Genomic DNA, 14366 nt, shown 5'->3' on the forward strand with positions numbered 1-14366 from the left:
GGTGGGCTCCCGCTAAGCTTAACCCTCGAACATCACATACACAGGCTCCAAATCCGAATTTGGAAACACCACAACATAGTCATCAAAAGTAACGTTGACCGAGCCAGGAAATGACTCTATCAAAGGTGTGTGCGGCGACTGGAGGCTGCTCATTCGATAATCGGCAATGGACGTCAGTGGAGAGGAAGTCTCCATTGTTTCTGGAAGACGCCAGATGACCGTGAACGGGGCGTTGCCATCAGCCGTGAAACTGTAGGTTCGCGAGGACTCGTTCCACGTTGCGGGACGCACTCTTACACCGGGTTCCAGTTCTGTGGCGCTGACTGGCGTTATTGCCACCTGGTGCAGGCTTTTGATTTCCCTGATGCCTTGAAACAGAGTTCCGCTCGGCACGGCATAGTTGCCGCTGCTCATTCTGAAAGGGACATCGACGTTCCCCTTCGTCGCGGCAAGGTATTGCCAATCCAGCCCCTCAACCACCAGAAACTCGGATAAAGGTACGCAAACTCCGTAACGACCCACCTCCGCGCGACTGCGAAACTCGAAACGCAATACAGCGGCATATTGAACTTGGTCCTTCTGCACGTTGGAGGTGATTTGCCACGTGAACTCCGCAACGGCCGAGCGAATGGATTTTTGCAGATCCACGCGATGGGATTCCAAAGTGCGCGACAGTTCGCCATCGATCAATACCGCCGGGCGTGCATTGACGCAAGCAAGCGGAGCAAACAGCTGCACAGGCGCCCGGGGCGGTCCTGCGTCCTGTCGATCGCGCAGCTCTACAAGTTGAGTCTGGGCCGTAGTCAACAGTGTCTCGGCCTCTTCTTGAAGCCGCTTGAGTTGCTGGTTAATGGCATTCAGGCTTGTCACATACCGGTCGTAGGTAGCGCCAATTTGCTGGGCAATGTTTTGCCACTGCCCACGCTCGGCTTGCGCGTAATTCACCTCACGTTGCGCATTGTCTCTCTTGAACTGAACGCGCATTTTCCACAACTTGTAACCGTGAACAGCTAAACGGGCATCGAACTCGGCGATTTCTACACTGCGTAAATCCTTTTCAAGCTCCGAAGCAGATGTTTGAGCATTCGAATGTCTGCGAAGGTCGCCAATTCTTTGTTCGAGAACATCGAGTGCCGCTTCTGCTGCTCGCTGTGAGGTAGCCAGATCGGCACTGGTTTTTTGACTATCAAACAATTGCTGGGCAATGCGCTGTTGGGTTATTTGCGCCCAATTCATCGGTGCTGGACTGGCCGGTGGTGCAGGCGCAGCAAGCGAGGCCTGTCCCTTGAATGCCACGCGCCCCTGTTGACGGTGCCAGTCCTTGACGTAATAGACGACAGAGCCCGCGGAGTTTGGATTAGGGTCGTCATCAGGGTGGTAGAACAGCAAATCGGCGCCCTTCGGATGACCTGCTATCTGGTCAAAATGATTGATCAACCGATCATGATCGGCCTTTGGTAAATCGACAGCCCAGATTCTATCGACCAAGGCCTGGTACTCGGGTTCGGTGTAGTCGTTGAGGGTTGGTTTCAATTGCATGACCTAAACTTCCTTGTTTATTAGTGCAGCGTTCAGCAACGGCACTCGCTCGGTGGGCGAGTAAATACCGTCGCAGAGGTCCTCGACTTGAATATGCTTACTGAGGTTTTAAACCGGTTTATTGTGACGTGCTCGCCACTCCTTAATTATTCGCAGTGCATCTTCAGGAGTGCTTTCGCATCCCGCTTTCGAGTAAAATCAGACAGCTTTTTACCCTTCAGAATTATCCGCGCGATTTATCAATCAATGTGAACACCAAGGTTTTGACTTTCATATCAGCGGTATATTGAAATACCACCTTCACACCGGGATAACTTTTCTGATCAAGCAGATAAGACTCCCAACCGCCTGTCTGCCCCATTGGCATTGGCATTTTTATCGGCCCTCTAGACTCAATGGGAACTCCAAAAATCGCATGAGCATCGGTTTGTGTCATAGCCAACTCGAAAGGTGTTGGAAGATCACCTTTATATCTGACAGTTAAAGGCATGGTCTTGATCAAGGTAATAAATAAGCTTTCCAGCTTTTTGGTTTCGGCTAAAAACGTCAATTCCACGCCGTTTTCAATCTCAAGATCTTGCAAATCACAACCCGGATAAAGCTCCACCAGAGGCTGCTCATCAAGTACTCCCCGTGCGACCAGAGACTCGAAAGTAAGCCCCACGCTTGCAATCAACTGACTAATTCTCAAAGACTTCATCAATACCACCCCTGATCTTTATGAAGCCTATGCAATGACGATCGTGCATTAGCTATATCCGTATCACTGAACCCAGCCTCCCTGAGGCCGGATTTCAGTGCGTCAATGTTGCTATCTACGGCGACTTCTAGATTCGAAGCGTCATTCATTTTTCTAGTAGCGTTGTTTCGGCCACCATACGTTTCGCTGAATTTTCTATGGACATGAGATGGTATGGCCACGCTTGGAGCTTTGCGTATGAAGCCATCTATTTAAGCGTCGCCCAACGGCAACTTCGCACTTCTATTAGTATCCCCGCCCCTTATCAATTAATGTAAAGACCAACGTATCAACTTGCATGTCAGCGCTATATTGAAAAACCAACTTCACTCCCGGATAAATTTTCTGATCGAGCAGATAGGACTCCCAACCACCTGTCTGACCCATTGGCTCAGGCATCCTTATAGGCCCGCGTGACTCTATCGCTTTTCCGAAAAGCGCATGAACATCACTGTGATCCATGCTTTTTTTATAGGGTAAAGGAAGCCTTCCCTGATAAACAGCAGTGGAGGGCGTCGTCTTTTTCAAAGTAACAAATAAAGTTTCCAATCTTTTTGTGTCTGCCCAGAAAGTCAGACTCAATCCAGCCTCTAACTCTATATCCAACAAGTCACAATCCGGGTACAGCGCATCTAACTTATGAGACTCACCTAGAAAACCTTTAGCCAGTAATACATCATGCTTTTCACCAAGACTAACTATCCACCTATTAATATCCAGCATGCTCATTCTTACCACCCGGGAATACTCGCACCAACCTGCCCTTCATCGACAGCCGGAAACGTCTCGTTTGCCGGTAGGATCGGGATGAATAGACTGAGGAATTAAAGCCACAAATACGTAAGTAGCCACCGGCAACTTCGCACTTTGATCAGTTACTCCCGCCCTTTATCAATCAATGTAAAGACCAACGTTTTAACTTGCATATCAGCGGTATATTGAAAAACCACTTTCACCCCCGGATAAATTTTCTGATCGAGCGGATAGGACTCCCAACCACCTGTCTGGCCCATTGGCTCAGGCATCCTAATAGGCCCGCGTGACTCTATGGCTTTTCCGAAAAGCGCATGAACATCACTTTGATCCATGCTTTTTTTATAGGGTACAGGAAGCCTTCCCTGATAAGCAGCAGTGGAGGGTGTCGTCTTTTTTAAAGTAACAAATAAAGTTTCCAGTTTTTTTGTCTCAGCCCAGAAAGTCAGACTCATTCCGGCCTCTAACTCTACATCCAACAAGTCACAATCCGGGTACAGCGCATCTAACTTATGAAACTCGTCAAGAAAACCTTTAGCCAGCAATACATCATGCTTTTCACCAAGACTAACTATCCACCTATTAATGTTTAGCATTTTCATTCGTACCACCCTTGACAGACATGGAGACTGTGAATCTCTGAGCGGGCTTTCTCTATAGATACCTCATCAAATCCGCTCTGCGACAGGCCAATTTTTATAGCGTCAAAATTAAAGTCTACGGCACGTCGTAGGTTTTCTGCGTCCGCCATCTGCTTATCCCTATTGTTCCGCCCACCATAAGTTTCACTAAACTTTTGGTGTACATAAGCTGGAATAGCCACACTTGGGGCTTTTTTCACAATATCTGCCCTTTCTTGCCGGTCAAGCTCAGGAAACGCATATCTCAGATGGAAATCCAACGCCCTCCGCGAAGGAATATGGTCAATATCCAACCCATCCCCCCTGCTCCGACCACTCAGTTCGTTATACGGCCCAACCTCCAGCGGCTCGACCGGTGGCCCGACGAAAACCAGATCCGGCGAAGGCAATTCCATATCCGCCGGGAACCCGGGAATACTCGCACCAACCTGCCCTTCATCGACAGCCGGAAACGTCTCGTTTGCCGGTAGGATCGGGATGACAGGCTGGCCGGGATAAACCACGGGCGTCGACGGAATAATCGGTGTAGTTGTAGATCCAAGCTGCTCCGTTCCCGGAGGGACAAGTGGCGTCCAGGTGCCGATTCCCACGGGAGGCACTGGCCAAGGCTGAATGCTTGGCAATACACCGCGGCGACCGTTGGCGCTTTGTGGTGTGGCGATGCTCATCCTGTCGAGGTTGAACGGGTTGGCACCCGCCTCTACGCTCTCCTGAAAACGCAGTTCGAATTCACGCCGCTCACCAACCCAAGTGCTTTTCGGGGCGTAAGGCGCGAAGCCTTTTTCGACGCGTTTTTTGTTGACCTCATCGAATTGCTGGGTGAGTGCCGGTTGCTCGCCAAGGGTTCGCCACAATGCTTCGTCAAAAGCACGGAATGAGGTGATTTCCCGGCCGCGAAGTTGATCCCCCATCTGGCTGGGTATGGCGGCACCAGTCGTGCCTGTCGAGCGCTTCCACCAATCGGCGGAGGCGGTCTGGCCGGTACCGGTGACAATGCCCGATCCCATGGGTGGTGGGCTGAAGGACAGGTACATCGGTGCCGAACCGGGCAAACAGATAATGCAATCCTGAATGCGCAGATCTGCGCCCGTTGGCAGGTTCTGCGTCAGCGGCGGGAATACTGCAACACGGGCTTGGCTTGAGGCGGTTTGCGTAACGGGCGTGTCCGCCGTGAACTGCAAATGCCTGGTCGGAGAACCGGCCACTTGTGCGGTGTAGCTCCCAGTCTGGGGATCAAATACCGCGTTGATGACCGGCACCTGGGCGCCGATCTCATTGCCAGTGGCGACCACAATCACTGCGGTGCTATCGGCTACCCGCTCAGTTTTGAGGCGGTAGGGCATCTCGACCGAACCGCCGGAATCGGCGATTGATCGAAGCGATTGTTCATCAGAAAGACCCAGTGTCTGAACGGGAACGGCGACAGACTGGAACAATCGCCGTCTCTGCTCTGGCGTCAGTTCACCATTGCCCAGTGTTGGCGAGTACACAGCCGCGAAGATCAAGACCGTCGATGGTTGAGGTACAAGCAACGAAAGGGAAAGCTGACTGACCGCTTTTTGCACAGCGGTTTCAATAAGCTTGGCCGCTCCTTCGGCCACCAACGAACCGGCTTGCGTCAAAAACGTCGCACCCGCCGCCAGCGGGACACTGAGTGTATTGACCTGCTTGAGCCGGGTTGCGCGGGCATCTTCATCCACCTGCTGCTTGAACCGGACTCGAGCCTCACGCTGTTCAACGAACTTGCGCTGGGCTTCCCAAATGGCTTCCCTTTCGCGCCAGACCACCGTTTGCTCTACGTGATGGCGGGCCAGCGCCGCTGATCTATCGCGTAGGGCATTGATTTGCGTCTCTAATAAACGCGCTTCATGAGCCGCGTTGTAGGCGTTCTCCCAGATCTGATGACCGTCATTGAGCGCTTGGCCGAACTGGCCCAGTCGTGTCAGGTAATCATTGGAGGTACGGGTCAGCGGATCGTGGCCATCGAAGGACCGGGCCAGTGCATTTTTTGCGTTGAGCTCTGCGGATTTGCGAGCGAGCAGTCCGTCTGTTTCGCTTTTTTCCTTGGTGATGGTGTAGAGCTGCCAGCGTTCGGTCTGGGTGGCTTGAGGTGGTCTTCTCGCGGCAAGAATTTCCTGTTCCAGCGCTGAGCCGAGTTGTTCGGCTTTTTGCGCGAAACGTCGATCGGCCTCGGCTCTGATCGCGTCATGGCGTTGCGCCAAGCCTGCCAAAAATTGCAAAAGCGCCTGATGCCGCGCCTGCTCCTGAGCCTGCGCTGCAGCTGCCTGTGCTTGAGCGGCTTCGGCCTGTGCTCTGGCATGCGCCTCGGCCTGCTGATTTGCCTGGGCCTGACGATGAGCCGCCAACGCGCGTTTTCGAGCTTTCTGCTTTTTCTTGCTGGTGCCACCGAAACCGCCGGAAACACCGCCGCCGCCACCAAAGCCGCTACCCGACCCACCACTCGAAGCCGGTGGCCCGGATCGGATGACGACACTACCTGACGATCCATCGTTGAATGTGTTTTGTGCCATACAGTCACTCCTTGTCTGTAGGGCACAGCGTGTCGATCAAGCGGAAGTCAGGTGCGGTACATAGTTATTGCGCATGTAAAAAATCGGGGCATTGAGCCTGCTAGTGATGGCGCGGCGTCAGTCACCTCTATTAGTGCCTGGTGGACCACTACCGCCAGCAAGGCTGGCTCACACAGTGGGATTGGGTGAAGTCAGTTGGGGATTGGTTGGTTGGTAGGCCGCCTTCGCGAGCAGGCTCGCTCCCACAATTGGATTGGGGGTAGTCAGTTGGAGATTGGTTGGCTGTTAGGCAGTCATTGCCAGCGGGCTGGCTCTCACAGTTGGATCGGGGGCGGTCAGTTGGGGATTGGTTGGCTGTGAGGTCGTCTTCGCGAGCAAGCTCGCTCCCACAAATGGATTGGGGGTAGTCAGTTGGAGATTGGTTGGCTGTTAGGCAGTCATTGCCAGCGGGCTGGCTCACACAGTGGGATTGGGTGAAGTCAGTTGGGGATTGGTTGGCTGGCAGGCCGCCTTCGCGAGCAGGCTCGCTCCCACAAATGGATTGGGGGTAGTCAGTTGGAGGTTGGTTGACTGTTAGGCAGTCATCGCCAGCGGGCTGGCTCTCACAGTTGGATCGGGGGCGGTCAGTTGGGGATTGGTTGGCTGGTAGGCCGCATTCGCGAGCAGGCTCGCTCCCACAGTGGGAATGGGTGAAGTCAGTGGGAGATTGTTTGGCTGGAGGGCCGCATTCGCGAGCAGGCTCGCTCCCACCGTTTTTAATGTGCGTGCAACCCAAGCGGCAAAGCCGCCCCACTCAACAGGATGAGCGTTAGCTCGGCTGCAGCTTTTGATCTTGATCTTGATCCACGGGCGACGTCGGAAGGCTGAGTGGAGGGATTTATCCGGGGGTGGGAGCGCAGCGACCGTTTGGCGAAGCCAAATGCATCGAGAGGAGGTGCAGCGAAGCAAACCGTAGGCGATGCGCCCGGATGGATCCCGCAGCGAAGGAACCCCGAGCTTTAGCGAGCGGGCCGCACGCAGGAGCAAGCGTTTTTGGTTACTTTTGAGGCGTTTGTCAAAAGTGACCCGCCGTAAGGGCGGAACCCTAAGCGGCCGTTACCGCAGCAACGGATATGTACCCAATCAACCCCACTAACTCAAAACAACGACGCCACCCGGCAACTCGGTGCATTTAATGCCGTAGGCATCCCGGATGAGCAGTGCGACGCCGGCGAGTTGGTCGAGGCTGAAGCGGGCCTGGACGCGGCGTTGGCCGAGTTCGCGGTTGAGCAGCAGCAACATGCCGGGGCGGTAGCGGTTGATCTCGTCGATCATCTGGCTCAGGGTCGCGCCGTTGAACACCAACACTTGCTGACGCCAATTCATCACCGCCGCCGTGTCGACACTCTGCACACTGCCAACCTGCCGCGCGTCATAGGTCACCTGCTGCCCCGGTTCAAGACGCAGACTACGACCTTCAACATCCACGTCAACCGCGCCATCAAGACAAGTCACACACACCTGCTGATCGGTATTACGCAAGTTGAAACGCCCCTGACTGGCCCGCAACCACCCTCCCCCAGCCTGCATCGCCAACGGCAAACGCGCGGTCTGCACTTCGACTTCGCCGCTGACCAGTTCAAAGCCCTGCACACCGTTATCGATGGAGCGCTGATTGATCCGCGTCTGCGTGTTCAGCTCCAGGCTCACACCCTGCGCCGGTTCAAATCGGCGCTGCTGGCCGACTTCAGTGATGTAGTCAGCACCCAGCCCTTCAAAGCCACCAGGAATCGTCCCGCGCACCAGCAAAAACGCCGCCGACGCAGCAATCGCCCCACCAAGAAAAGCACGTCGACCAAACCCTCGTGGTGCCTGCATTTGCTCCACGGCAGGCTGCAAGTTGTGCCACAACCGCTTGGCCTCTTCGAACGCGCGGGCATGCTCGGCACTCTGTGCGCACCATTCGCGCAGGGCGCGGGCGTCGGCCACGCTGGCGCGGCCGGAGGTCAGCAGGACCAGCCAGTCGCGGGCTTCGCTGTGCAGATGGTCGGCCGCCGATGGCTCGGCAGATGTCAGTCGAAAGATGTTCAAACGCGCAGATTCTCAACGAATTGATCGGGCACTATTCAGAAGACGGTTTTCCGGCCCCGCGACCGAACCGCTGAAACACTTTTCTTTCCAGTTTCGCGGCGCAGAAGCCCAATGCGGCTTTGATTTCCTTCTCGACCATGCGCGTGGAAATGCCGAAACGCTGCGAGATTTCCAGATGCGGCGCCTCTTCCAAGCGCGCCGCGATGAAGATCCTCCGGCGCCGTGCGGGCAGCTCGTACAACGCACTGAGCAGCGACTGAATTTCCTTCTGCCCGCCCACCACCCGCGCCGGGTCGAGGGCTTCGTCGCCGATTTGCAGCAGCTCTTCGACTTCCTCGCCGGTGAGCAGGCGCGCATCGGCCTGGCGGCGGTCGGCGGCGATGTTCAGGGCCATGCGATAGAGGTAGGCATTCGGCCGCAGGACGTTCGGCGGCGTCTCCATGCGGTCGACCCGCAGGTAGGTTTCGTGCAGCACGTCGTTGGCCAGATCTTCCGAACCTAGACGCCTGCGCAGGCGCACCCGAAAGTCCTCGTAGGACGTCAGGAACAGTTGGACCATCGAACCTTGTCCGGTGTCTTTCATCCCCCGGAAACTCCTTCCCATTTGGTGCATTCCATGCGTTTCCCTGACGACTCCGGTAACAACAGCAACGTGACCGGCTGACGCAAGGCGCTGGGCGTCGGCCGGTCGATTTTGAGGTTGCGAAAACTCTCCACCAGCGCGTTGTCGCGCCGTACATCTCCGGTCGAAGTCACCAACCGGTTGTGTTGCACCACGCCGTCGCGGCCGACCCAGACCTGCAACACCGCGCGATAACTGCCCGGACGGGTCAGCGGCGAGCGGCACAGGTTGCGCTCGATCGCCGCTTGCACCGCCGTGGCGTAACTGCGGTTGACCGCGACGCTTTCCGGCGTCTGTTTTTGTGGCGGCGCCGGCACGTCTTCGACCTGCGCCACTTGCAACGTAAATGCATCGTCGCGGGCATACCGCGCCATCAATCCACTCCCGCCGAGCAATCGACGCAGGGCATCGGCGGCGGTGTATTCACCGTCCACCGCGAGCGAACGTCGGCCACGACTCAACTGGCTGTCGACCAGCACCGCAACGCCGGTGGCGTGGCTGTACTGATCCAGCGCGTGTGCCAGATCCTGTGCCGGAATGTGCAGCGTCATGCGCAAGTCCGCCGGTACCGCATCAGCCATGGCGTGGCCCGCCGCACAGCCAAGCAGCCACCCCAGACACATCCGGCGCACAAGCCTCGTTGAACGCTGAAAACCGTCCGTGGAATTGCCTCGCTGCACGGCTGACGAATCCTTGCAAATCGTCATCCTGAGGGCTGTTTATGAATCTGGTGTGACGGGCGGTGCAAAAAAACCATCACGGGAATTGCGCACGGCTTGCACTAGACTCAAGCCATAGCGCGGCCCCGTCGGGCCGGCCAGGAGGCGAGCATGAATACACTGTGGCGATTGAGCCTTGGCGGGCTGTTGTTGATGGCGCTGTCGAGCGCTTATGCCGAGGAACCGTTGGGCTGTGTCGAGGTGACGGTCGGCGGCTACAAGGCGCCGAATTACGATTGTTTGAGCCAGCAGATGGGCAACAACCCGGAAGGGGCTGCGGCGGCGGAGAAGAATCAAGAGGCGTTGAATGTGCCGGTGAACAAGCGGCCGCCGAATCAGGTTGGACTGGCGACTCCGGCGGCGACCAGTACGCGGATGGGCAATACTTTTGGCACCTCGGTGAAACCACAGCGCCCGGCGAATTAAGGCTGCGATCTTTTGATCGTCAATCGCTAGGCGTTTGGCGGAAGCTCACTGCGAGACGATTCCAGCTGTTGATGGTGGTCACGGCCATGGTCAGGTCAACCATTTCGCCTTCGCTGAATTGCTCGCGCGCCTGCTGATACACCTCATCAGGCACGCGGCTCTCCGCCAACAACGTCACCGCCTCAGCCCAGGCCAGCGCCGCACGCTCACGCGGGTTGAAGAAGTTGCTGTCGCGCCACACCGCAATCGCATACAAGCGCCGATCACTCTCCCCGGCCCGGCGCGCGTCCACCGAGTGCATGTCGGTGCAGAACGCGCAGCCGTTGAGCTGTGAAGCACGGATGCGGATCAGCTGTAGCAGCGGCTGCTCGATACTGAGGTTGGCGGTCAGCGCCTCCATGGCAATCATCGCTTTCATCGCCTTGGGCGAAGCGTTGTAGTAATCCAGGCGCGGGGACATGGGCTAGTCTCGATAGACGGAATAATGACTTCACCGTAAACGCCGACAGCGATGCATTACAGCCCCAATTTGGCGAATTGTGGGTACACCACTGAATCGCGGATCCACACGATACCTGTGGGAGCGAGCTTGCTCGCGAAAGCGCCAATCCAGACACCCAATTCGGCGACTGATACACCGCATTCGCGAGCAAGCTCGCTCCCACAGGGGATCTAGGCCAATTTTGGGTTTTTCGGGTAGGCAACTGTTGTGGATCACGCTTCAGCGGTAATCTGGCGGGCACGCCTAATAGCCTCGGGAGCCTCGTCGGTATGGAACTTCACGTCGTGATCAACGGCCGCAAGGATCTCGCCGGTCAGTTGTATCAGCAACTGCGCGGCGCCATCGAATCCGGGCGCTTGGCCGCTGGCACGCAACTGCCACCCAGCCGCCTGCTCGCCGAGCAACTGGGCATCTCGCGCAAGACCATTTCCGACACCTACGCACAACTGACCTACGAAAACTTCCTCACCGGAGTGATCGGCAAAGGCACCTACGTCAACGCGCGCCCGGCGCAGATCCAGCGCAAGCAAAGCCACAGCGAACTGGCCAGTGCCGAGGTGATCGAAAGTTGGCGCAATCTGCCGGTGTTTTTGCGCCACCCCACACTGGAAGGCTCGCTGCGCTACGACTTCATCGGTGGCGCCACCAGCAAGGGCCAGTTTCCGCAGGATGACTGGCGCCGATGCGTCGCCCATGCGATGCGCCAGATGGGCCAGTCCAAGGGTTTCTACAGTGTCGCCGAAGGCCTGCCGGCGCTGCGCAATGCGATTGCCCGGCACATCGCGTTTTCCCGAGGGATCAACTGTCAGGACGAAGACATCGTGGTGTGCAACGGCGCGCAACAGGCGCTGGACCTGATCACCCGTGTGCTGATCCGCCCGGGCAGTCTGGTGGCGATGGAAGATCCCGGTTATCCGCCGGCGCGTCTGCTGTTCGGCACCCATGGCGCCGAGGTGGTCGGGATCCCGGTGGATGCCGAGGGCATTCAGGTCGAGCACATTCCCGATGGCACGCGCCTCATCTATGTCACGCCGTCGCACCAGTTTCCGCTGGGCATGCCGATGAGTCAGGCGCGCCGTGAAGCCTTGCTGGCTCGCGCTCACGAGTTGGGCGCGATCATCATTGAAGACGACTACGACAGCGAATTTCGCTACGAAGGCCGGCCAACCGATTCGCTGTTCAACCTTGATCAACGCGGCATCGTTGCTTACGTCGGCACCTTCTCCAAGACCCTGTTACCCGAGCTGCGTCTGGGTTACGGGATCCTGCCCCCAGCGATCATCGAAGCAGTCATCCGCGCCAAGCAACTCACCGACCTGCACGCCTCGACCTTGCCGCAATGGGCGTTGGCCAAGTTCATCGCCGAGGGCTGTTTGCTCAAGCATATCCGCCGCTGTCATGCGATTTATGCGCAGCGCCGCGAGCGTATTCTCGCGCGCATGGCCACTGATCTGGCGCCATGGCTGGAGGCGGTGCCGGCCAGCGCCGGGTTTCACATGGCGGTGTTCTGCAAGGTGCCGATCGACCTGCCGCTGGTGATCGAACTGGCGAAAAAAGTCGAAGTCGGTTTGTACTCGATCAACGGTTTCTATTATCAGCAACCGCCGAAAAACGGCCTGTACTTCGGCTTCGGCGCCATCGAAACCCTCGACATCGATATCGCCCTCGATCGCCTGCGCGACATTCTGCAGCAGGTCGCCTGAGTCATTGGCCTAAAGATTTAACCGCCGATTGGTTATTGGTGTTCTGGGGGTGCAGGCCTATTCTGCACAGGCGTTATCCCTCAATGAGCAGGATTCGTCCGGCCTGATTCAGGAGTGTGAGCAATGTCCAACGAAGTGATCAATACGGTCCAGGTGCAGGCTGCGGCCGGCCGCTCGGATGAACTGGGCAGGCAACTGCAAAAGATCGTCGAAACCCTGCGCGAGACGCCGGGCTGCGATTCCTACCTGGTCGACCGCTGCCCCGAGGACAGCCACCGCTGGACGGTCAGTGCCCGCTGGCAGTCGGAAGCGGCGATGCAGGCGCACTTCAACCGGCCCGAGGCGCAGGGGTTTATTGACTTGATCGATAGTCGGTTGGCCAATAGCGTGGATTTCAATAGTTTTCCTATCGTCTGATCTGGCCCCTTCGCGAGCAAGCTCGCTCCCACAGGGTTATTTGTTGTTCACAAAATAGGTGAGCAACCGCAGAACCTGTGGGAGCGAGCCTGCTCGCGAAAGCGTATTCCACCACACCGATAACCTTCCTGCCTCCCTCGCCGATTGGTCACCTGATCTTCCCGAATATTGGCCGTTTGAATGCCCCGCCCTGCGGACTACTGTGATCAGCAACACCCCAATCATCACAGGTAATCCGCCATGAAAGCCCTGCACGTCTTCGCTGCCGCCCTCACCCTGAGCCTCTGCACCTCGGCAGCCTTCGCCCACGACCCATCGGAAAAAGTCACCGTCCTGCAAGACCAGATGCTGAAAAACGCCCCTGGCAAAAAAGCCATGATGATCGAGGTGGACTACAAACCCGGTCAGTCTTCCATCGCTCACAAACACGACGGCACCGCGATGGCCTACGTGCTCGAAGGCGAGGTGATTTCCCAGGTGAAAGGCGAACAGGCGATCACCTACAAGAAGGGTCAGTTCTGGTACGAGCCGGCCGGTTCCGAGCATCTGGTGTCAAAAAATGCCAGCAAAACCAAACCTGCCAAGTTGCTGGTGTTCATGGTGCTGGCCCCGGATGAACAAGTGCTGATCCCGCTGAAAAACTGATGGATGTTTAATCAGCCATAAATAAAAAGGCTTAAATCGCTGATTTGGGCCTTTATATTTCCCGGCGCAATTAACCGCCGCGGGTTACAGCAAATAAAACTATTCAACCGTAACGCAGACAGCAAATTGTCAGGTTACTTGCAGCGCGGCGGGTTTAGTCTGAATTAACGGTCGTCAATAACGACCACTCAAACTTTCCGACTGATGTTGTTTCACGGGAGAAACACCATGAAACTTGCGTTTGCCAGTACGTTGGCGATATCGGTGCTTGCACTTTCCGCGTGCTCGGTGCCTACCGCACCCAAAGCAGTCTCGTCCCTCGACACACTCTTCACGCAACCGGTCGGCCGCAGCAACGCCGCCCAGGTAAAAAGCGGTCCCGGCGTGTCGCTCGGCGTGGTCTACAGCCCAAGCACCCAGACCAACCGCGAATACCTGCGCGACTATCAGGCCAACGCCGGCACCGGTTTCGGCCAGAGCCTGCTGGTGCAACCGATCCATGACGCCTACGTTGCCAGCTCGAAACCGGACATGGCGGTGGATTGGGTCAACGCGTCTTTACAGCGCCAGTTCGGTTCAGTGACGGTGTATCCGGACATGCAAAGCCTGCGTGCGGCCAAGCCTGATGTGGTGGCGATCGTCGATACCCACAGCCAGTTGATTACTTCACGCAGTTCCGACATCAAGGCCGATGTCAGTGCCGATTTTTATGATGCGCAGTTGAACTATATCGGTACGGCGAAAGGTTCGGATGCGCGGGAATTGACGCCGGTGTGGGCGGACTTCAAGCGGTCGGAAGAGATTGTCGCGGATATCAATCAGCAGCAGGATGTGCAAGTTCGGGCGTTGCAGAAGTTTGACCAGTCGCTCAACAATTTAGTGGCGCGACCTGCGGATAAAGTGTCGATGCTGAACAGTAAACCGGATAAAAAACTGTATTGACTCAGGCTTGCTCCCACAGGGTAATGCGGTCAATTGTGGGAGCGCCCTGCTCGCGAAGGCGGCGAGAACACAACATCCGTTCCATAGAAAAAACAGTCTGTCTACTGTCAGGCCTGA

14 protein-coding genes and 1 pseudogene are annotated in these 14366 nt (G+C 56.6%); 5 read left to right on the forward strand and 10 right to left on the reverse strand.

Features of this window, described 5'->3' with window-relative positions; translation table 11 throughout:
* Positions 1-18: 18 nt before the first annotated feature.
* The 9 genes and pseudogenes from A8O26_RS21855 to A8O26_RS21890 form a co-directional block, all read right to left on the reverse strand.
* The gene (locus A8O26_RS21855) at positions 19-1539 is read right to left on the reverse strand and encodes an S-type pyocin domain-containing protein (protein ID WP_064119821.1); all 1521 of its coding nucleotides are present in this window, start codon (positions 1537-1539) and stop codon (positions 19-21) included.
* Positions 1540-1647: 108 nt separating this feature from the next.
* Positions 1648-1725 (reverse strand): annotated as a pseudogene (locus A8O26_RS30475) (bacteriocin immunity protein); the annotation flags it as partial.
* 37 nt (positions 1726-1762) lie between these two features.
* Positions 1763-2239: a DUF6392 family protein gene (locus tag A8O26_RS21860; protein ID WP_064119914.1), complete on the reverse strand. Its 477-nt coding sequence runs from the start codon at positions 2237-2239 to the stop codon at positions 1763-1765.
* Between the two features lie 285 nt (positions 2240-2524).
* Entirely contained in the window at positions 2525-3007 is a 483-nt protein-coding gene (locus A8O26_RS21865) for a DUF6392 family protein (RefSeq protein ID WP_064119822.1), read from the reverse strand.
* Between the two features lie 146 nt (positions 3008-3153).
* Entirely contained in the window at positions 3154-3633 is a 480-nt protein-coding gene (locus A8O26_RS21870) for a DUF6392 family protein (protein ID WP_064119823.1), read from the reverse strand.
* Positions 3630-6203, reverse strand: a complete 2574-nt coding sequence (locus A8O26_RS21875; RefSeq protein WP_081265238.1) for an S-type pyocin domain-containing protein — start codon at positions 6201-6203, stop codon at positions 3630-3632. Before A8O26_RS21875 ends, A8O26_RS21870 begins: the two co-directional genes overlap by 4 nt.
* A gap of 1131 nt (positions 6204-7334) precedes the next feature.
* Positions 7335-8273 (reverse strand): FecR family protein, encoded by a 939-nt coding sequence (locus A8O26_RS21880; protein ID WP_064119824.1) that lies wholly within the window; start codon positions 8271-8273, stop codon positions 7335-7337.
* 31 nt (positions 8274-8304) lie between these two features.
* Complete coding sequence (locus A8O26_RS21885; RefSeq protein WP_064119825.1) at positions 8305-8856, reverse strand: RNA polymerase sigma factor; 552 nt, start codon at positions 8854-8856, stop codon at positions 8305-8307.
* Entirely contained in the window at positions 8853-9518 is a 666-nt protein-coding gene (locus tag A8O26_RS21890; protein ID WP_064119826.1) for a secretin and TonB N-terminal domain-containing protein, read from the reverse strand. Before A8O26_RS21890 ends, A8O26_RS21885 begins: the two co-directional genes overlap by 4 nt.
* A gap of 207 nt (positions 9519-9725) precedes the next feature.
* Between A8O26_RS21890 and A8O26_RS21895 the strand changes: the two genes are divergently transcribed.
* Positions 9726-10040 (forward strand): hypothetical protein, encoded by a 315-nt coding sequence (locus A8O26_RS21895; RefSeq protein WP_064119827.1) that lies wholly within the window; start codon positions 9726-9728, stop codon positions 10038-10040.
* A 19-nt stretch (positions 10041-10059) separates the two neighbouring features.
* Here A8O26_RS21895 and A8O26_RS21900 read toward each other — a convergent pair whose 3' ends face one another.
* Positions 10060-10500: a carboxymuconolactone decarboxylase family protein gene (locus A8O26_RS21900; RefSeq protein WP_064119828.1), complete on the reverse strand. Its 441-nt coding sequence runs from the start codon at positions 10498-10500 to the stop codon at positions 10060-10062.
* Positions 10501-10811: 311 nt separating this feature from the next.
* Here A8O26_RS21900 and A8O26_RS21905 point away from each other — a divergent pair, with 311 nt between their 5' ends.
* The 4 genes from A8O26_RS21905 (at position 10812) to A8O26_RS21920 (ending at position 14249) form a co-directional block, all read left to right on the forward strand.
* Positions 10812-12245, forward strand: a complete 1434-nt coding sequence (locus A8O26_RS21905; RefSeq protein ID WP_064119829.1) for a PLP-dependent aminotransferase family protein — start codon at positions 10812-10814, stop codon at positions 12243-12245.
* 123 nt (positions 12246-12368) lie between these two features.
* Positions 12369-12662, forward strand: a complete 294-nt coding sequence (locus tag A8O26_RS21910; RefSeq protein ID WP_016984406.1) for a putative quinol monooxygenase — start codon at positions 12369-12371, stop codon at positions 12660-12662.
* Between the two features lie 240 nt (positions 12663-12902).
* Positions 12903-13307, forward strand: coding sequence for a cupin domain-containing protein (locus A8O26_RS21915; RefSeq protein WP_064119830.1), 405 nt, complete (start codon positions 12903-12905; stop codon positions 13305-13307).
* Positions 13308-13535: 228 nt separating this feature from the next.
* Positions 13536-14249, forward strand: coding sequence for a hypothetical protein (locus tag A8O26_RS21920; RefSeq protein WP_064119831.1), 714 nt, complete (start codon positions 13536-13538; stop codon positions 14247-14249).
* Positions 14250-14366 lie beyond the last annotated feature (117 nt).

Source organism: Pseudomonas fluorescens, assembly GCF_001648775.1.
GTDB lineage: Bacteria > Pseudomonadota > Gammaproteobacteria > Pseudomonadales > Pseudomonadaceae > Aquipseudomonas > Aquipseudomonas fluorescens_M.